Source organism: Microvirga terrae (assembly GCF_013307435.2).
Taxonomy (GTDB): domain Bacteria; phylum Pseudomonadota; class Alphaproteobacteria; order Rhizobiales; family Beijerinckiaceae; genus Microvirga; species Microvirga terrae.
On sequence record NZ_CP102845.1, the window covers coordinates 2,324,617 to 2,343,696 of the forward strand.

The window sequence follows — 19,080 nt, forward strand, 5'->3', positions numbered from 1 at the left end:
CTTGCCTCTGCTACTCCGCCGGTTCGGCGGGAGTGATGCCGGTGACCTGGGCGGACGGCTCCTCGCTGAGCCAGCGGTAGAGGATCCCGCCGAGCGCTCCGCCGATCAGCGGCGCAACCCAGAACATCCAGAGCTGCGCCAGGGCCCAGCCGCCGACGAACAGAGCCGGGCCGGTGCTGCGGGCCGGGTTGACTGAGGTGTTGGTGATCGGGATGCCTACGAGGTGGATCAGGGTGAGGCCCAGGCCGATGGCGATGGGCGCGAAGCCGACGGGTGCCTTGCCATGGGTGGCGCCCATGATGATGAACAGGAACATCATCGTCAGCACCACCTCGGCGATGAGGCCGGAGAGCAGGCTGTATTGGCCGGGCGAATGGGCACCGTAGCCGTTGGCGGCAAAGCCCTTGGCGAGGTCGAAGGTGGGGGAACCGGTGGCGATGGCGTAGAGCGTTGCCGCGGCGACTACCGCGCCGATCACCTGCGAGACGACGTAGGGCAGGATGTCCTGCCTCGGGAAGCGCCCGCCTGCCGCCAGGCCGATGGTCACCGCCGGGTTGAGGTGGCAGCCGGAGATATGGCCGATGGCGTAAGCCATGGTCAGCACCGACAGACCAAAGGCCAAGGAGACGCCGAGCAGTCCGATGCCCACGTCGGGGAAGCCGGCCGCAATGACGGCACTGCCGCAGCCCGCGAAGGTGAGCCAGAAGGTGCCGATGCCCTCGGCGACGCAGCGGTGGATGTTCTGAGTGTTGTGTAGATCCATCGGATCCTCCTCATTGGGGGCCGAAGCCCCGGATGTTCCGGGGCGCATCGCAGGCTCGTGTCGTACCAGAACCAGCCAGGAGCAGTGGATGGCAGGTTCTCCCTCAGGCGCGAACTTTGACTTGTGCCGGCCCCGTAATTCGAGCTGGCTGCTTCGAGGAGAGCTTAGCTCCGCGGCGGGAAACCGAAATCAGGTGAACACCTGAGATTCCATCGGGAAAAGGATGAGACGACGGCCGATGTTGGTCATGTGCGGAGACGGGAGAAGCGCTACAATCGAGCGGCCAGGCGAGGGGCGCGGCTGGCGGATCTCCGACGGAGGAAAGGTCCGTTTCTCGCTCAACGACCTCTCGCGGAGGATGGCGGACCTCCGCCGCAAGTGCCCGGGTGCGATCTTCGTTCGGTCATTATACGGATGCTGCGGAACTCAAGGGGATCATAGGGGCTGTCGACCAAAGGCTTCGATCCGTGAGACGGTTAGCCGGCTTGCACCAGCCTCCTCGTCTTTACGGCATCATCGGTCGCCGCGCCGGCCGCTGTGTTGTCGAAGATGCACCAGGTTTGAGCGCCCGCGGCGGCATCACTCGTCAGCACCTTCGCAAGGGCTTCACGATACTCCGCGTTGTAGGCCGAGTAGTAGATGCGCGGCGAGCCATGGAGGCGATAGTACGACAGCCCACGCCATCCGCCGGGCTCGTCGGCGCCGACAACCGGTGCTGGGTCGGCCGCCACGCGGGCGATCCGAAGCTCGACAAGCAGAGACTCGACCTCCCGTGTGAACCAGGAGCCATGTCGCGGCTCGCAGACGACGCCACCCTCGGTCCGGCTCCTCAAGTCCCGCAAAAAATGGTCTGTGATATCTGGCTGGAACCTCAGGCTCGGGGGCATCTGAACCAGCAGCGGACCAAGCTTGGGTCCAAGGCCGTCAGCCTCTGACAGAAACCGATCCAGCAGGTCGCCCACGCCCCTCAGGCGGCGCTCGTGGGTGATGGCCTTCGGGACCTTCACGGCGAAGCGGAAGTCCTCCGGCACCGACGCTGCCCAGCGCTCATAGGTGGCTCGCCGATGCGGGCGATAGAACGAGGAGTTGATCTCTACCGCATTGAAGACGGCGCCATAGCGCTCCAGGTGGGATCCCTTCGCCGGGAAAAGAACTGCATGCACCTTCGGAATGCTCCAGGACGCGGTGCCGATCCTCACTGTGCCGGCGCTGTGGTCGCTGCAGGAACGGCGGGTCACGGTCGTTATGCGGTCTGAGCCGGAAAGATCCTGCATGCCACTTCATGTGCAAAGCGAACTGGAGCCTCGCCCAGTATGGGACCCGCTGCGAGGCCCTGTCCTCAGGAAGCGTTGCTGTGCCAACGCAGGATGCCGGTAGGGCGTTCCACCCAGCTGTGCAGACTGCGGCAGTGGCTCTTGCGTCGTATCGCCTGGATCCCCATATCAGGCTGACCCAGCGGACATTGTTGTGGACTTCGACGGGGGCGGGCGTCACCGCCAGCGTCGATGAGCCCGTGTCAGGACGGATGTAATCCGGCACGAGCTGTTCCTGTGCTTGCCTGACGATGCCGGCGCCCGTCTGGACCCGATCAGCCCAGGCCCGTAGTGCGCGAGGCGGAGATGCGAAGGCATCCTGTCCGTTCGCCCCGGAGCCTGGGCTTTTTCCGTTTGAAGGAACGGTTCGCTTGTAGAGTGCCGTTGGGCCAGGATAACGGCAGCTGGCCGCTCTCGACTCGTGCCGGGTGCCGTTGCTACGCCGGCAGGACGACCACCTTCGTCTTGACCGGCGTCCTTGAATAGAGGTGGATCATGTCCTGACTGAGCAGGCCGACGCACCCGCTCGTAATGCCTGTTCCGATCGATTCGGCATCGCTGCTGGCATAGATCGTATAGAGCGTATATGCGCCGTTCTGATAGAGATAGAGCGTGCGGGCCCCGAGCGGATTGTCGAGGCCGCCGGGCATGCCGCCGGCGTACTTGGCCGCCTCCGGTTGGCGCCGAATCATCTCTTTTGGGGGAGTCCAGGTCGCCCATTCGCCCTTGCGCCCGACATAGGCGTCACCGCTCCATCGGAACCCGTCGCGGCCGACATTGGCGCCATAGCGGGTGGCATATCCGTCGTCCTCGATACGGTAGACGTAGTAATTAGCGGGGTCGACGATGATGGTACCGGGCGCCTCTTTGGTGTCGTAGCGTACGGTTTTGCGATAATATTTCGGATCGACTTTGCTGACGTCGACCGCCGGGATCGGGAATTTCTCGTCGGGCACCGGTCCGTAGACCTTCGAAGCCTCGGCGAAGCTCATGCCGTCGGAGGTCACGCAGCCGGCCAGCCCCACCGCGCCCACGCTGACCGCCGAGCCGATCAGAAACGACCTGCGGTTCAGAAGCGTCACCCGCCCGCGTAAAGCGACGTCGTCGACCCCTCCGGCATTGGCATTCCCACCGTCCGTGATCATGATTTGGTCGCTCCCCATGTCCTAAAGCCTGACAGGACAATATCCCGACAGACACCCGCTGAAGGCCTAAGCTGAGCTGACATTGCCGCCACACGTCCAGATTGGCAAGCCCGACCGGCGCCGGAGAAAGGGAGCGGTTTCTCCTGTCTAGGGAAGATACGGCCAAGGTTCACCTATGCAAGTGAGAAACCCGTGTGCTTCGGCGAAGAGATCCCAGGGTGCAGTTTACATTCCCGCCCGCCTTTGCTCAGGCCTAGCTGGCGACCTCCTGCCGCAGGGCCTTTTCCGGTGGTCGAGTTCTCGAAGGAGTGGCGGTGATAGCGCAGCCCTGCCGCATTGAAGAGACCCTCAACAGCCTGCTGCTTTGGTGGAGCTGAGGGCTGGCCGGGGTCACAAAGCGTCACCTACCTTCTGGTTTGTCCAGATCATGAAAATCCCCAAAGCCCGAAACGTTTCGCACAGGCCTCCTGTCGGCAGCAAGGTTGTCCCCGGCCGGTATCGCCGTGCTGGTCACCCCACCTGGGCTGCGTTGCCGCGCCTCGATGAACTGGACAGGCGCAAACAGGGATGCTTGCAATTCTCCCAGGAGATCTTTGATAGGTTGCCCAGCGAGGCGCCTGCAGCCCCCGACTTTCTCTCTCGCGGTGGTGAAATGGGCGCGGATGCGCGCGCATGATTGGTCAACCTCGCCGTTGGGTGAGCCTCGCACCTGGCCGTATTCCCTGCGCGCCCTGGTGCGCCTGATGCTCAACGCCAAGCAGGCGATGTTCATCGCCTGGGGACCGGACCTCGCCTTTCTCTACAATGACGATTACGCGCCGATCTTCGGCGCCAAGCACCCTCATGCCTTGGGTCGGCCGTTCAACGAAGTCTGGTCCGATATCTGGGAGCAGATCCGGGCTCTGGTCGACAGCACCCTGGCTGGCCGGGCGGTCGGGCAGGAGGATCTCCTGATCCCCATGGAGCGGAACGGCTACCGCGAGGATGCCTGGTTCAGCTTCTCCTACAATCCTGTATGGGAGGATACCGACACCATTGCCGGCATGTTCTGCGCCTGTACGGAAACCACCGACAAGGTGCGGGCCGAGCGACGGGTCGCCAGTGAACGCGAACGGTTGCGCGAGCTGTTCCATCAGGCGCCCGGCTTCATGGCGATGCTCACGGGCCCCGATCACACGTTTGAGATGGTCAACACCTCCTACTACCAGCTCGTGGGCCACCGCGACATTGTGGGCAAGCCTGCGCTGGAAGCTCTGCCGGAGGTCATGGACCAAGGGTTCAAGGGGATCCTCGATACCGTCTACCGTACCGGCGAGACGTTCGTCGGGAACGGCATCCCGATCATGCTCGAGCGGGCCCCCAAAGCGAAGCCCGAAAAGCGTTTCGTCAACTTCGTGTATCAGCCGGTCCGGGACAGCCATGGACACGTCTTCGGGATCTTCGCCGAAGGCAGCGATGTAACCGAGGCGAAACAGACGGAAGAGCGGCTGCGTGCCAATGAGGCACAGCTCTGGGCCATCTTTGCGCAGGCCCCTGTCGGCCTGTCGGAGGTCGGCGCTGATGGGCGTTTTGTCCAGGTTAACGACGAGCTCTGTCGCATTTTGGGACGCTCCCGTGAGGACGTGCTCGGCCGCAGCGTTGCCGATGTCACACATCCGGACGACATTCCACCGAGTCTCGCTGCGGTTGCGCGTGCGGTGGAGACGGGGGAGCCCGCCTCGTTCGACAAGCGCTACGTTCGTCCCGACGGCGCCGTCATGTGGGCCAACAGCAACATCACGCGCCTGAACGTCTCCGACGAGCGGCCCGGCAGCCTGCTCGTGGTCACGATTGATCTCACGGCACGGCGGCACGCGGAAGCGGCCCTTCGAGAGAGCGAGGCCCGGTTTCAAGCGATTGCCAATTCGATCGACCAGATGATCTGGTCCACTCGGGCCGATGGGTGCTACGACTTCTTCAATCAGCGCTGGTACGACTTTACCGGCATACCCGAGGGTTCGACCGACGGCGACGTATTGTCGGACCTCTTCCATCCGGACGATCAGGAGCCTATGAGAGCTCTGTGGCGCCATTCTCTGGCGACGGGCGAACCGTACCGGGGCGAATACCGGCTGCGCCACCGCTCCGGGCACTTCCGGTGGGTGCTCGGCCGCGCGCAGCCGGTCCGAGAGGAGAGCGTCCGGATTGCGCGTTGGTTCGGCACCTATACCGACATCCAGGAGATTGTCGAGGCCCGCGAGGTTCTCACCCGTTCGCGTGAGGAGCTGGAGCATGAAATCGCCGAGCGCACGGCCGAGCGCGATCGTATCTGGCAAAACTCGAACGAACTCATGGGCGTGTTCGGGTTCGATGGTCGGCGGCGCGCCGTTAATCCCTCGTGGCAGCGGGTGCTGGGTGCGGTAGCCCTTGAGGGGCTGGTTCGGGGCGAGCGCCTCGTTGATTTCGAGGACCGCCTCAGGCACGCGGACGGTAGCTATCGGGTGATCTCGTGGACGGGGGTTCCGGGGGACGGGGTGTTCTACGGCATCGGCCGTGACGTTACGGAATACCGTCGGGCCGAGGACGCGCTGCGGCAGGCGCAGAAGATGGAGGCGGTGGGGCAGCTCACTGGAGGCGTGGCGCACGACCTCAACAACCTGCTCACCATCGTGCGCTCCTCCATCGAGTTCCTGCGGCGGCCGAACCTCCCGGAGGAGCGGCGGATCCGCTACATCGACGCGATCGCCGACACGGTCGACCGTGCCTCCAAGCTCACCGGGCAGCTGCTGGCCTTCGCACGGCGGCAGGCGCTCAAGCCGGAAGTGTTCGACGTGTCGGAGCGCATCCGCGCTGTCATCGACATGCTGCGTACCATCGTGGGTTCGCGCATTCGGATCGTGATCGACATCGCCTGCGAACATTGCTTCGTGGAAGCCGACGTCACGCAGTTCGAGACCGCGCTCGTGAACATGGCAGTGAATGCTCGGGACGCCATGGACGGCGAGGGTACCTTGAGGGTGCGTGTTGACTCCGTCTCCAGCATGCCCGCAATCCGGAGGCACGCGGGTGGACCCGGCCGGTTCGTGGCCGTGTCGATCGGCGATACCGGCGTGGGTATTCCTAATAGGCTCGGCCATATCTTCGAGCTCTTCTTCACCACCAAAGAGGTCGGTCGGGGGACCGGACTGGGCCTCAGCCAAGTCTATGGGTTTGCCAAACAGTCCGGAGGCGATGTGGCCGTCGAGAGCATGGTCGGGCAGGGCACTTCGTTTACGTTGTATCTGCCGCGAACCGCAAGGGGCATCGCGCCCGACGCAGAGGGTGACCGGCGGGGGAGCCGCTACGAGGAGGAAGGCCGGGGCTGCCGGGTTCTGCTGGTCGAGGACAATCTCGAGGTTGGTCGGTTCTCAACGCAGCTTCTCCTGGATCTCGGCTACGAGACCACCTGGGCGGCTCATGCGGGCGAGGCCCTCAAGCTGCTGGATGAGGATATTTCCCGTTTCGATGTGGTCTTTTCGGACGTGGTGATGCCCGGCATGAGCGGGATCGAGCTGGGGCGGGAAATCCGACGGCGCTATCCTGGTCTTCCAGTGGTGCTGACTTCCGGCTACAGCCATGTTCTGGCCGAGGAAGGGCGTCGCGGCTTCGAGTTGCTGCAGAAGCCCTATGCGGTCGACGAGGTCTCGCGGATGCTGCACCGGGTGACCCGCCGCAGACCGGCTATCCTTTTGCATGTGCTCGCACTTGACCTTGTCGCGGCGGTTTTGGCTCAGCCGCGAGGTAGACCGCATGTCGGCATCCAGATCTGTTTGAAGCGGAAGGAGTCATGAGCGTCCGTGTCCGCGTCGGTGCTTGTCGATGGGACCCTTCGAGGCATGGCATCATGTGGCCAGGAGAAAAATGCCGCCACCTGCAAGGACAGCACTCCAGACGACATCCAGGTTGATCCAGCCCCGTCTGAGGAAGGCGAGCCCTTGGTCATAGACGATCAGGCTGACGGCTCCGATCACCGCCAGCATGGCTCCAGTATGTACGGCGAGCGCTGCAACGGAGATCGGGAGGGAGGTAGAGGTCGTGAGCTCGCTGTCCACGCCGGAGGACATGCACAGCGACAGGAGCGCCGGGATCAGCATGAAGCCCGCCCCGTGAGCGCTGGCCATCATGAAGGACCACACAGTCAGGCCGGCCAATCCTGTCTGCATCCCGATGCGGACAGGGGTGCGATGGCTGGCGATGATATGCGTGGCCGCCCAAACCAACAGAAGGATCCCGGCGCAGCGGCCGAGGAGTGTCGCGTCCAGAACCGTTCCGAAGAGGATCGTCGCCAACAGGACGATCCCCACCGCTGCAGCATGGCCGAGAGCGATGGGCGCAAGGGCCAGAACCACAAGCGACCGGCTTTGCCGATGAAGTCCAAGCGCCACGGCAAACAGCCAGCCCATGGCAGGGTTCAGGCCGTGAAAGGCGCCGAGCCCGGCAAGGGCCAGCCAGGGCCAAAGGGTGGACGACAGCGTATTCATTTCCGGTCGCGTGCCAGGGGCGTTGCACCTCTTATGGATAACAGTAGGAATCCGACGAGCAATCGCCTCCTTCGAGACGGACCTGATGCGGCCGGTGCCCCTTGGGCCATTCGATGAAGAAGTCTTCGTCGAACGAGATGCCGCCCTCCAGATCCGCGTTCAACTTCACCATCCAGCCCTCGAAGCCGCGGTGATAGAACTGCTGATCGATCGGGCCGTAGAGCGAGTTGGTGAAATATACCCGCCGCCCGTCACGGCTGATCTCGACCATCTGAGGTCCGCCCGTCAGATGCCCGTTTGCCGCCTTGGGATGAGTCGCGCGCGAGACGATCCCGCCGATCCGCACCTTGCCGGTGAGCCGGGGGTTCAACGGGTCGGATACGTCATACTGCTGGAGATCGCCCGTACCCCAGCAGGACACGTAGAGAAATCGGTCGTCCATGGTGAGGTCGATGTCGGTCACGAGCGGCGGCACGGCGCCGAAGCCCTTCAACATGTCGGGCAGGTCGTCCGGGTTGGCGGGCTCGGCCGGGATGGTGATGATCTTTTTGACTGCCCAGTGATCGCCCTCTCGATACCAGGTCCAGATCGATGATGAGAGATCCTTGAGGCTGATCACGCAGTTGACGAACCCATAGGCCTTCGTCGGATTGTGCGCCGGGCGGAGCTCGAACACGAGCTGATGCTCCTCACCAAAGTCGATTGCCTGGAGGTGCTTGCGTTTCAGCAGGTCCCAGAAATGCAGGCGGCGTCCGTAGCGCGAACCGAGCAGGATCTCGGGAACAAGGCCGTTCTCGAAGGTGTCGGGCGTGCCCCACTCACTGGTCACCAGCGTGTCGTATCCCAGATGCCACCAGCCGTCGTAAGCAAGCTGTTGCGGCCCTCGGTCGACTTCCCAGCGCCCGAGCGGTTCGAAGCTCTCGTGATCCATGATGAAGATGCCGCCGGGTGCCTTTCCCTCCGCATTGCCAAGGGCCGTGACATAGATGCCATCCGGCCCGCAATGCACCGTGTGCGGCCGGGTGTAGCCGGTCCGTTCGGCCAGCACCTCAGGCTCGATCACCTTCACAATGGTGGGATTGCGCGGGTCAGGCTTCGTATCGAGAATATGAATGCGCGACGAGCGCAGTCCAGGCACCACGAGGTAGCGGCGCTCTACATGAGGGTGAGGCATGTTGGGGCATAGGCAGGACGAACAGGCATTCCAACCGAAATGGTGCAGTTCGTCACCCGTATTGGGCATGGCCACCGACCCGACGATCCGGGCGTAGGACGGTGAAGCCGGGTCGAGATCGACGACGGCGATGCCGTCGGGCTGCTGCCGGTCCGGGTCGAACATGGCCACGTAGGCCAGGGTCTCGGGCGGGGCTTTTTGGGCCAGGCGCGGGGATGGATAGAAACTGGAATCGGGCTGCCAACGCGTCACGACACCCTCCCTGATCGCCCCCTAGGCCCACGGTAAGTGTCTCTATTCTTGTGCTGACATCCGCATCATATCCGATTGTCCAGCTTATGTCGCGTCTCACCGGCTGGTCCCATCAGATCCTGACTGTCAGGCCCCCTTTAGAACCGATCAAATGGGGATAAATTCTCGCTAGAGATGGGGCTTGCCCATGATCGGGTCGGTGTCGGTAGATGACGCTGCGGGTGGGGTCATGATCGCTGCCGTTCCGCCGATTTGGCATGGATCAAACCTAAGCGCTCCGAGCAGGTGTACCAAGGTGCGATCCTCACCGCACGACGCTTTCTCGTATCCAGGAGGGTCCCTTGTCGCTTCGCCCTCATTTCCATGGCGCTGCCCGCACCGTAACCGGCTCCTGCTGGAGACGGAGACGGGCCGCGTTCTGGTCGACCGCGGCATGTTCCAAGGTTTCGAAGGAGGAGAGTAATCTCAACTCCAATCACTTCCCATTCCGCGCCGCTGGGATCGGTGCTCTCTGCCTCACCCATGCGCATATCGACCACAGCGGCCTTGTGCCGAAGCTCGTGAAGGCCGGCTTCGGTGGCCTGCCTACGCAACGCGCCGGTGGTATCTGACATCATCTCAAGGCTTGGCTCTGACGGGACGAAGCCACGGTTCTCTTCGTAGGCCTCCAGGCGCAGGGCACGCTAGGTGGTATCGGTTGCGCCGGGGGAATCCCGCCGGGCGAAGGAGGGTCGATGATGAGGCGCCTCACGCTCACCTGCCTTGCCCTTGCCTGCACCTCGACGATGGCCGTCGCACAATCGGGCCGAGCGCAGCGCGGGCTCACGTTTGCCCAGACGAATTGCTCCCAATGCCATGCCATCGGGCGCGTGGGGGAGAACCCCATTCGGGAGGCGGCAAACAGGAGCGGGTTGCCGTACTCAATACCTGTGGGCCCGCAGAGAGCCTGCTGCTAGGCGAGGGGAGCATCCACGGTGCAGATGACGCCGGTCTGAGGGAATTCGATCCGGGTGGTGCCTCCAAGATCTTGAGACAGGCTCCGCTCGATCAGGCGGGAGCCGAACCCACGCCGCGACGGAGGCCGAACGGCAGGCCCTCCGCGCTCCTCCCATCTCAGATGGAGGCGTGGCTCAGACCCGGTTGCCTGCACGCTCCAGGCGATCCTGATCGCTCCCGTTTCATTCGACAGAGCCCCGTACTTGACCGCATTGGTGGCCAGCTCCTGCAGAGCCATCGCCAGCGCCAGCGCCGTGCGGGGCGGAACGCGAACCCGTGAGCCTGCCAGGTGCAAACGGTCCTCTCCACGGCTGGAATAGGGGGCGACGGCCTGCTCGACGATATCGTACAGATCCGCCCCCTCCCAATTCTCGCGGGTGAGAACGTCATGGGCGCGCGACAGGGCAAACAGGCGCGCCTCGAGCGCCTCCTTGGCCTGATCCGTACTCTCGGCGTTGCGCAGCGTCTGTGAGGCAACCGACTGGACCGTTGCCAGCGTGTTCTTCACCCGGTGGTTCAGCTCGTTGATGAGCAGGCTCTGGTGCTCTTCCGCGACCCGACGGCCGTGAATGTCGATGGACACCCCGAACCAGCGGACGATCTCACCGGTTCGGAGATCCCGGTAGGGCTCGGCCCGAACGAGGAACCAGCGATATTCACCCTCCTTCGAGCGGATCCGATGCTCGACCTCGAACACACCACCCGTGCGTCTCGCTTCCTCGTAGGCTTGCATCGTTACGGCTTCGTCATCCGCATGCACGAAGTCCAGGGCAGTCTGAGCTGCGGTCGTCGGCCCGTTGACTGCTCCGGTGTAGAGAAACCATTGCCGATTGAAGAACTCAGCATTGCCTTCGGCGTCGGTGATCCAGATGATCTGCGGCACTGCGTCGGCCATCAGCCGCAGCCGCTCCTCGCTCTCACGAAGGCGCTCTTCGGACTCCACCTGTTCCGTGATGTCACCATAGAACACCGCCAGACCGTCGCCGACAGGGTAGGCATGCATGGAGATCCAGCTCACCCGACCGTGAGGCCAGACATAGCGATGCCTCATGTTCACGGGCTCCCGGGTTGCCATCGCGCGCCGGAACATATCGCCCAAGGCGGGGTCGGCATCCGGATGGGCCTCCCAGTGGGTCTTGCCGATCACCTCGTCGCGCGGTCGGCCCTCCAGGCGCAACGCCTCGGCGTTCATGTCGATGATCCGGAAATCCTTGTCGAGAAGCGCCAGACTTTCACCCATGCCGTCGAGCACGCCCCGAAGCCGCGTTTCGCTGTCGCGAAGGGCGGCCTCCGTCTTCACCCGGTCGCTTGTTTCCACCACGACCGCGAGCACGCCTCCAGGCCTGCCGCTCTCATCGATCACAGGGCTATAGTCGAGGTTCATCCAAACCCGCTCGGGGACGCCCTTGCGGTAGAGGGTCAGCTCCTGGTCCCGATAGGAGAGTGTGCCGCCGGCCATCCCGACCCGCATCACATTGGCGTTGAAGTCCGCCACTTCCGCCCAGCCTTCGAGAACCTTCGAACCGAGCAGGCGCGGGTGCCGGCTGGCGGCGAACACGGTATAGGCGTCGTTGTAGATCATGATGCCATCCGGCCCCCAGAGAAGCACCATCGGGACGGGCGACCGAAGCATCAGCGCGACCGTGGTCTTCAGGCTTTGCGGCCAGCTGGGAATCGGCCCGAGCGACGTCTCGGACCAGTCATAGCTGCGGATCAAGGCCCCTGTCTCACCTCCATCCTGGAGGAAGTCGAACTGTTGCGGTGTCCTGCTATCCATTGTGCCGCTCCGGGATCCCCGAAGCCTTGCGCTCCCAACGTTGGTGCTGAGAGTGATCAGAGCCTCGGGAGAGATCGGCGCTAACGGTCAGACAACAAGCAAGCTCCGTGCCAATGGGAGCGGATGTTGCGTAGTCCGGCCTGAGGCCTACGCGTTGGGGTGACGGCGAGAGCATGGGCTTGAATGATCGCTTCGAATGGAGAGGCTTGCATCCTTTCTAGCGCCTTCTCAGGACACAGCAATGGTGCGTTGCAACATTTAGGCCCCCACCACGATCCACCTTAGTCCGTCCGCCTCTCTGCGGTTGGCAAATTACGGCAAAGCGCCAGGCTTCTCTTTCAGGTGAATTCGCATAACGATATCCTGGTCGTAGTTCCCGAACCCACGACCGAAGATGTTGATGCCGCCAGGGTGCCGAGCCGTATCATCGATCCCGATCCGAAGGCGAATTCCATGGTGCTTATCGAGTTCCAGCTTGTCGAGCGTCACGTCGGATATCTGAACATCGTTGACCGATGTCCCGCTTCGGCTGATCTGCCAGGTGACCAGCTTGCCGTATTGCGAGCCTTCCAGCTTCCACCATTGCGGCGTGTAGAGCCCGCGTTTGTCGCCGAAATCACTCGGCGAGATCCAGCTTCCCACCTTCACATTGTTGATCCAGAGACTGATGTCCGAGGGCCAGTCCAGACTCGTGCCCGGAACTTCGGACGATAGTTCCATGACGAACTCAAGCCTGTCGATCTTGGCGCCAAGAACCTTGCCGTTGTTGGGAAACTTGTACTCGACGAAGCCTCGTCTGAACCAGATCAGCGACGCATTCATGCGGTGTGGGTCGAGGAAGAGGTCGGGCACATCAAGGACGCCGAGAACGCTCTCCGTCGAGCAGAGCCCACAGGGAGCGCTCACATCGCAGCTTGTATAAAGCCCGATGGGCATGGAAACCTCGATGTGGTCCTTGCTCTTGAGTGGATCCTGATCGTCAAACCGGATGATGATCTCGTCATAACGGATCGAGCAGATTTTCTGCTGGCCTTTGGACGCCTTGATCGTCTCCGTTTCGATAAGCCCGGCACGCTCGAGAACTTGAACGTGGGTTGCGATCGTGGATTGAGGTAGATCCAGAGCATCGCTGATCTCGTTCACATTCAGTGGCCCTCGTGCCCGCAAGAGCTTGAGGATCCGAATCCGGCCCGGTGAGGCGATCCCCCGCAATGTCTCAGAGCTCTCCTCGGCGACCAGGGTCAGGAATTTTCGTTTGAATGCCGACATGCGGTCGCTCAGCTCAAGGGTTATAGACGGCGTTTCGCCCTCTCAGTGAGCCTCATATGTATCGAAAGTTTCGATATGTATCAATGCTACTGTTGACCGATGCCAGAAACTCGGGGCTAACTAAGAAAAAAGATAATAATCAAACCTGGAGGAGCGCCAATGCGAATTCTGCGCATGCTTACCGTTGCCACTGGTCTGGCCCTGGCAGCGACCACCGCACTGTCCCAAACCAACGTCCCGGGTGTACCGCGAAACGAGACGATCATCCTCGAGAATCCCGAGGGGACGATCAAGAACCCTGGATGGTTTAACATCTGGACCATCAATGCCGGCGGGCAATACACCGGACTGCATCAACTCGCGCTTGATACGCTCTGGTACATCGATCCCGAGCGGGGGCTGGACGGGGTCTGGGAGAATTCCCTTGCCGCCGAGAAGCCGATCTACAATGCAGATTTCACCGAGATGACGGTCAAGCTGCGTCCGGGAATCTACTGGAGCGACGGCGTAGAGTTCACGGCCGACGATCTCATCTACACGGTCGAGACCCAAATCAAGAATCCCGGCATGCGCTGGAGTGCTCTGCTGGGGCTGAATGTCGAGAGCGTGTCGTCGCCCGAGCCGTGGACGGTTCGGTTCAAGCTGAAGAAGCCGAACTCGCGATTCCACTCGCTCTTCACTGTCAGGTTCAATGCAATCTGGATGATGCCGAAGCATGTCTTCGAGAAGGCGGCCGATCCCCAGAGGTTCGATTTCAATCCACCGGTTTCACTCGGCGCCTATAAGCTTCACAGCTTCGACCCCGATGGGAAATGGTACATCTGGCAGAAGCGCGACGACTGGCAGCGCACCACGCTCGGTCGTTACGGCGAGCCTGGGCCGAAATATGCGGCCTATATCGATCCGGGTCCTCCTGACAAACGCGTGATCGCTCAGCTCAACCATAACCTGGACGTCGTGCATGACATCGCGCCCGAGGGCATGTTCACCCTGACCAAGCAGTCACCAAGCCTCAAGACGTGGTTCCCGAACTTCCCGTTCGCCCACCCTGACCCGACCCTTCCGTCCGTGATCTTCAACATGCAGAACCCTGCGTTCCAGAACAAGGACGTGCGGTGGGCTCTGGCTCTCCTGATCGATATCAAGGCAGTCTCGATGGCGTCCTATCGCGGAGCGGCAACGCTTTCCCCGATCGGAATTCCGCCGACCGGAACTCATCCGGACGATTACCACATCCCCCTCCAGGAGTGGCTTGCGTCGTACGAGATCGACACGGGCAAAAGCAAGGTCAAGCCGTACGATCCGAACATCGGGAACCAAATCGCCGATATGCTGCGTCCCACGATGAAGGAGCAGATCCCGACCGATCCTGCGGAGATCAGAAAAGCCTTCGGCTACGGCTGGTGGAAGCCGAACCCGCAGGCGGCCACCGAGCTCCTCGAAAAGGCCGGTTACACGAAACGCGGCAATGCCTGGTACACGCCCGATGGCAAGCCGTTCTCCATCAAGCTCATGGTCGAGGGCGATTCCCGCCCGATCCTGACCCGAGCCGGGACCATGATCGTGCAGCAGTGGCGTCAATTCGGCATCGATGCGAAGACGGAGGTCGCCCAGGGCACCACGATGCTCGACCGACGTATCGCCGGCGACTTCGAGACGCTGATTTCCTGGAGCGTCGAAACCTACGGCGGCCATCCTGACCTGTCGTTTTTCCTCGATAGCTGGCACTCCCAGTTCGTCGCAGCGCCGGGCAAGACGCAATCTCCTCGCAACTGGCAGCGCTGGAGCAATCCGGACCTCGACAAGATCATCGAGGAGGTGCGCCGGATCTCCTTCGACGACAAGAGGACGGTCGAACTCGGCCGCGATTACGCGAAGCTCATCGTTCGCGAGATGCCGATCATTCCGCTGATGGCCTACAATGTCTTCACGGCCATGGATGAGACCTACTGGACGGGATATCCGACGGCAGAGAATCCCTATGCCAACCCCGTGCCGAACTGGGGCAACTCCCGCTCGATGATGGTGAGGCTGAAGCCCAAGCAGCAGTAGCGCTCCGACATCTCCTTCATCCATGAAGACAAGGAGCGGTTCATGAAGGCTTACCTGGCCTATCTGTCCAAGCGGCTCGTGCAGTTCGCGGTCGTCGTCTTCGTCGGGATCAACATCACCTACCTGGTGACCCATATGACCCCGATCAATCCGGTCGAGCAGTCGATCTCGGCCGCGACGTCCTACGGGGCAACCAGTCCGGAAGCCATCGAGATGATGCGGCAGTCCCTGCGTCAGCTCTATGGTCTCGAGGGCACGCCCTGGGAGCAGTACGTCAGCTTCTGGAAGCGGGTTCTGGTCGGCGACTTCGGGCCCTCCTTGTCGGCCTTCCCAACTCCGGTCTCGCAGCTCATCCTGCGGGCCCTTCCCTGGACTGTCGGGCTCCTGCTGGTCTCGACGCTCCTGACCTGGTTTCTCGGCAACTTGCTTGGCGGCCTCGCGGGATACTATCGGAACAGCCGCATCCTTCGGGCATTCGGCGTCCTCAGCATGGGGCTTCACCCCATCCCGTACTACGTGGTCGCCTTTGTTCTTCTCATCATCTTCGGCTTCCTCTGGCCGGTTCTGCCGATCAGCGGAGGCGCCACGATGGCGTCAGACCGGTCCAATACCTTGGCATTTGCCCTTGATGTCACCGTGCACTCGATCCTGCCCGTCCTCTCGCTGATGGCCGTCGGCATCGGAGGCTGGTTCATGGGCATGCGCTCGCTCGTGTCCAACATTGTGACAGAAGATTACGTGGTTTACGCTGAACTGGCCGGCGTCAAGCGCAGCAAGATCATGCGGTCCTATGTGATGCGCAATGCGCTTGGCCCTCAGGTCACGGGTTTGGCCTTGCAGCTTGGTGCGATCTTCAACGGTGCGATCATCACCGAGCAGGTCTTCGGTTACCCGGGCGTCGGATCGCTCCTGATCAGCGCGGTGCATTCCGGTGACTACAGCTTGGTTCTCGGCATTACCACCGTTTCGATCGTGGCCGTCTCCGCGGCTGTTCTTCTGATCGATCTTCTCTATCCGTTGATCGACCCGCGCGTGGAGGCACGCTGATGAACACGCTGAGAATCCTGCGCGACCTCCTGCGCTACAACGCCGAGTTCGCCATCGGACTGTTCCTGGTGCTCATCGTGGCGGCCATTGCGCTCTGCTCCTTCTTCTCGCCCTATCCGCCGATGGACGTCTATGTCGTGCCGCCCGACGTGCCGCCGTCCTGGGAGCATCCGCTAGGAACGACCTCGCGGGGTCAGGACGTGTTCTGGCAGCTCACCTTCGCAATCCGGAACACGCTTCTGTTCGGCATCGTGGTGGCGTTCCTCAGCCGGATCATATCCCTCGCGGTCGGACTCATCTCAGGGTACAAGGGCGGTTGGGTGGATCGGATCCTGATGTCGATCAACGATACGTTCGTCGTCGTGCCGCTCTTTCCCATCCTGGTTCTGTTCTACTTCATCATGCGGGATCAGATGACATGGGCGATGCTGGCGATCATCACGGCGTTGCTGGGATGGGCCTACGATGCGCGGCTGATCCGGTCCGTCGCGATGAGCCTGCGGACCCGCGAGTTCACCCGCCAGGCCGTGTTCTCCGGCATGAGTACAGGCAAGATCGTTCTCCAGGAACACCTGCCGTTCGTCCTGCCGATCGTGTTCTCGACGACCATGAACAATATCAACTGGTCGATCGGCATCGAGGTGACGCTGTCGGTTCTGGGTTTCACGGACATCAACACTCCCACCATCGGCGGTATGATCTATTGGGCGAACCAGCACACTGCCTTGGTTTCCGGAATTTGGTGGTGGGTCACGTTCCCGGTCCTTCTCGTGATCATGCTGTTCATCGGGCTGTTCCTGCTGGCCATATCAATGAACGAGTATATCGATCCCCGCAGCCGCCTAAGCCGTCTTGGAGGGCAGGCATGATCGCAGAACTTCGAGCGATTTCTTCGCCCAACGAACTGAGTACGCCGCAGACCGTGCCGCTGCTCACGGTCGACCGGCTGAAGGCTTATTACAAGGTGAAGCTGTTCGGGGTCGATCGTGAAGTCCGTGCGGTCGATGACATCAGCCTGATGATCAACCGCAACGAGATCTACGGTCTGGCCGGCGAGTCGAGTTCCGGCAAGAGCTCTCTCATCAAGACCATCGCGGGGGCAATCCGCCCCCCGCTCAGGGTGGTCGAAGGCTCGGTGCGCTTCGCGTTCAGCGACGGGGAACGGGACATCTACAAGCTTTCGCCGCAGGAACTGTCGGCAATTCGCTGGAGCCGCCTGTCCTATATCATGCAGGGGTCCATGAGCGTGCTGAATCCGGTGCGGCGGATCAGGCACGCCTTCGAAGACTTCGCGCTGCCGCACGTGAGCGCGAAGGGCGCGGACTTTACCCGTCTCGTGGAGCGGCACCTGAGCCGACTCCACCTTGATCCCGCGGTTCTCCAGGCCTATCCGCACGAACTGTCCGGCGGCATGCGGCAGAGGGTGACCATTGCCCTCGCGACGGTCTGCAATCCGGAGTTCATCATCGCCGACGAGCCGACGACGGCTCTGGACGTGATCGTGCAGAAAGGCGTCCTCTCCATGATAAGGGAGATCCAGCAGGAATTCGGATCTTCTGTCCTGTTCGTGACCCACGATATGGCGGTTCACGCCAACCTGACCGACCGCCTCGGCATCATGTACGCGGGCCGGTTGGTCGAGGAGGGTCGTACCAGGGACGTATTCAAGAAACCGCTGCACCCCTACACGGCGCATCTGATCTCCAGCCTGCCGCGCATCGGGGACGAGGCGCCGAAAAAGGCTCTCGAAGGTTCTCCTCCGAGTTTGGCCGACCCTCCGCCGGGGTGCCGCTTCCACCCCCGCTGCCCCCTCGCCATCGAGGTCTGCCGCCGCGAGGCTCCGCCCATGGTCGAAATCCTGCCCGGGCATCGGACGGCCTGCCACGTTGCTCAAGCCGACCCTGCCAGGGTCCGGACGGTCGCATAAGGAGGCGAGCGCATGAGGCCGAACCTTCTGGACGTCGAGCACGTCAACAAGATCTTCACACGAGGTGGCTTCGTGTCGCGGAGGGTGAACCATGCCGTGCACGATGTCAGCTTTTCGCTCACGGCAGACAAGCCTGAGGTGTTCACCATCATCGGTGAATCGGGCAGCGGCAAGACGACCCTCGCAGGCATGATCCTGAACAGCATTGCTCCCACCACGGGACGAATCCGCTTCCAAGGGCGGGATCTTCGCGACCTCCGCAGCCGGAGCGCACGGCTCGACTTCATGAGTCATGTGCAGGCAATCTTCCAGAACCCGTTCGATGCGTTCAATCCATTGAAGCGCGTCGATCGCTATCTGTTCAGTGCGGCGCAGCGATTCACGGAGTGCCGGACGCCCACGGCATCGGCCGAGCGAGCGGACGAGGCGCTGCACAAAGTCGGCCTGTCGCTTGCCGAGGTCCAGGGGCGTTACCCGCACGAGATGTCGGGCGGCCAACTCCAGCGTGTTGCCATCGCTCGTGCGCTCGTGTCCAACCCGTCCCTCATCGTCGCTGACGAACCGGTCTCGATGATCGACGCGTCGCTGCGCATGACGGTGATCAACCTGTTCAAGAAGCTCCGCGACGAGTTCGGAGTGTCGATCATCTACATCACGCATGATCTCGCCACGGCCTATTACATCAGCGACCGCTTGATCATCATGCAGAAGGGCCGGGTGGTGGAGGGCGGCGATGCCCGGACCGTGCTGGCAGCCCCGCAGCATCCTTATTCGATCAAGCTTCGCCAGGCAGTTCTGTCGGTCGATGACGCTTGGCGGGACGACAGGTTCACGGGTGGCGTGCCTGCCGTCGCAACCTGACCCAT

13 protein-coding genes and 1 pseudogene are annotated in these 19,080 nt (G+C 62.2%); 7 read left to right on the top strand and 7 right to left on the bottom strand.

Annotated elements, in window-relative coordinates:
• Nucleotides 1-10: 10 nt before the first annotated feature.
• From aqpZ to HPT29_RS11115, 3 genes are all read right to left on the bottom strand, one after another.
• On the bottom strand, nucleotides 11-763 hold the full coding sequence (gene aqpZ, locus HPT29_RS11105; protein WP_173947324.1) for an aquaporin Z: 753 nt from the start codon (nucleotides 761-763) through the stop codon (nucleotides 11-13).
• A gap of 476 nt (nucleotides 764-1,239) precedes the next feature.
• Nucleotides 1,240-2,001, bottom strand: a complete 762-nt coding sequence (locus HPT29_RS11110) for a DUF72 domain-containing protein (RefSeq protein WP_259060550.1) — start codon at nucleotides 1,999-2,001, stop codon at nucleotides 1,240-1,242.
• A gap of 512 nt (nucleotides 2,002-2,513) precedes the next feature.
• The gene (locus tag HPT29_RS11115; protein ID WP_173947326.1) at nucleotides 2,514-3,221 is read right to left on the bottom strand and encodes a L,D-transpeptidase; all 708 of its coding nucleotides are present in this window, start codon (nucleotides 3,219-3,221) and stop codon (nucleotides 2,514-2,516) included.
• Between the two features lie 692 nt (nucleotides 3,222-3,913).
• Here HPT29_RS11115 and HPT29_RS11120 point away from each other — a divergent pair.
• Entirely contained in the window at nucleotides 3,914-7,030 is a 3,117-nt protein-coding gene (locus HPT29_RS11120) for a PAS domain S-box protein (protein WP_259060551.1), read from the top strand.
• 51 nt (nucleotides 7,031-7,081) lie between these two features.
• On the opposite strand, the gene HPT29_RS11125 is transcribed toward HPT29_RS11120, so the two are convergent.
• Both HPT29_RS11125 and HPT29_RS11130 read right to left on the bottom strand, forming a co-directional pair.
• The gene (locus tag HPT29_RS11125; protein WP_173947328.1) at nucleotides 7,082-7,720 is read right to left on the bottom strand and encodes a hypothetical protein; all 639 of its coding nucleotides are present in this window, start codon (nucleotides 7,718-7,720) and stop codon (nucleotides 7,082-7,084) included.
• Between the two features lie 31 nt (nucleotides 7,721-7,751).
• Entirely contained in the window at nucleotides 7,752-9,146 is a 1,395-nt protein-coding gene (locus HPT29_RS11130) for a selenium-binding family protein (RefSeq protein WP_173947329.1), read from the bottom strand.
• A gap of 341 nt (nucleotides 9,147-9,487) precedes the next feature.
• Between HPT29_RS11130 and HPT29_RS28830 the strand changes: the two are divergent.
• A pseudogene (locus tag HPT29_RS28830) lies at nucleotides 9,488-9,727 on the top strand (MBL fold metallo-hydrolase); the annotation flags it as partial.
• Between the two features lie 371 nt (nucleotides 9,728-10,098).
• Here HPT29_RS28830 and HPT29_RS11140 read toward each other — a convergent pair.
• Together HPT29_RS11140 and HPT29_RS11145 are read right to left on the bottom strand one after the other, a co-directional pair.
• Nucleotides 10,099-11,919, bottom strand: coding sequence for a PAS domain-containing sensor histidine kinase (locus HPT29_RS11140; protein ID WP_173947330.1), 1,821 nt, complete (start codon nucleotides 11,917-11,919; stop codon nucleotides 10,099-10,101).
• 312 nt (nucleotides 11,920-12,231) lie between these two features.
• The gene (locus HPT29_RS11145; protein ID WP_173947331.1) at nucleotides 12,232-13,188 is read right to left on the bottom strand and encodes an ArsR/SmtB family transcription factor; all 957 of its coding nucleotides are present in this window, start codon (nucleotides 13,186-13,188) and stop codon (nucleotides 12,232-12,234) included.
• Between the two features lie 159 nt (nucleotides 13,189-13,347).
• Here HPT29_RS11145 and HPT29_RS11150 point away from each other — a divergent pair, with 159 nt between their 5' ends.
• Genes HPT29_RS11150 through HPT29_RS11170 form a run of 5 tightly spaced genes read left to right on the top strand, consistent with a single transcriptional unit; the run spans nucleotide 13,348 to nucleotide 19,075 of the window.
• On the top strand, nucleotides 13,348-15,240 hold the full coding sequence (locus HPT29_RS11150) for an ABC transporter substrate-binding protein (RefSeq protein WP_173947332.1): 1,893 nt from the start codon (nucleotides 13,348-13,350) through the stop codon (nucleotides 15,238-15,240).
• A 42-nt stretch (nucleotides 15,241-15,282) separates the two neighbouring features.
• Nucleotides 15,283-16,287, top strand: coding sequence for an ABC transporter permease (locus HPT29_RS11155; protein ID WP_173947333.1), 1,005 nt, complete (start codon nucleotides 15,283-15,285; stop codon nucleotides 16,285-16,287).
• Nucleotides 16,287-17,156 (top strand): ABC transporter permease, encoded by an 870-nt coding sequence (locus HPT29_RS11160; protein ID WP_173947334.1) that lies wholly within the window; start codon nucleotides 16,287-16,289, stop codon nucleotides 17,154-17,156. Before HPT29_RS11155 ends, HPT29_RS11160 begins: the two co-directional genes overlap by 1 nt.
• Nucleotides 17,153-18,214 carry an ABC transporter ATP-binding protein gene (locus tag HPT29_RS11165; RefSeq protein ID WP_173947335.1) on the top strand — a complete coding sequence of 354 codons (1,062 nt, stop codon included), beginning with the start codon at nucleotides 17,153-17,155 and terminating at the stop codon, nucleotides 18,212-18,214. Before HPT29_RS11160 ends, HPT29_RS11165 begins: the two co-directional genes overlap by 4 nt.
• A gap of 12 nt (nucleotides 18,215-18,226) precedes the next feature.
• Nucleotides 18,227-19,075: an ABC transporter ATP-binding protein gene (locus HPT29_RS11170; protein ID WP_173947336.1), complete on the top strand. Its 849-nt coding sequence runs from the start codon at nucleotides 18,227-18,229 to the stop codon at nucleotides 19,073-19,075.
• The last annotated feature ends 5 nt before the right edge of the window (nucleotides 19,076-19,080 follow it).

What these genes read in the sequence shown, in the direction of transcription:
- aqpZ (WP_173947324.1), bottom strand. Translation starts at nt 763, where the DNA reads ATGGATCTACACAACACTCAGAACATCCACCGCTGCGTCGCCGAGGGC.
- HPT29_RS11115 (WP_173947326.1), bottom strand. Translation starts at nt 3,221, where the DNA reads ATGATCACGGACGGTGGGAATGCCAATGCCGGAGGGGTCGACGACGTC.
- HPT29_RS11125 (WP_173947328.1), bottom strand. Translation starts at nt 7,720, where the DNA reads ATGAATACGCTGTCGTCCACCCTTTGGCCCTGGCTGGCCCTTGCCGGG.
- HPT29_RS11140 (WP_173947330.1), bottom strand. Translation starts at nt 11,919, where the DNA reads ATGGATAGCAGGACACCGCAACAGTTCGACTTCCTCCAGGATGGAGGT.
- HPT29_RS11145 (WP_173947331.1), bottom strand. Translation starts at nt 13,188, where the DNA reads ATGTCGGCATTCAAACGAAAATTCCTGACCCTGGTCGCCGAGGAGAGC.
- HPT29_RS11150 (WP_173947332.1), top strand. Translation starts at nt 13,348, where the DNA reads ATGCGAATTCTGCGCATGCTTACCGTTGCCACTGGTCTGGCCCTGGCA.
- HPT29_RS11155 (WP_173947333.1), top strand. Translation starts at nt 15,283, where the DNA reads ATGAAGGCTTACCTGGCCTATCTGTCCAAGCGGCTCGTGCAGTTCGCG.
- HPT29_RS11160 (WP_173947334.1), top strand. Translation starts at nt 16,287, where the DNA reads ATGAACACGCTGAGAATCCTGCGCGACCTCCTGCGCTACAACGCCGAG.
- HPT29_RS11165 (WP_173947335.1), top strand. Translation starts at nt 17,153, where the DNA reads ATGATCGCAGAACTTCGAGCGATTTCTTCGCCCAACGAACTGAGTACG.
- HPT29_RS11170 (WP_173947336.1), top strand. Translation starts at nt 18,227, where the DNA reads ATGAGGCCGAACCTTCTGGACGTCGAGCACGTCAACAAGATCTTCACA.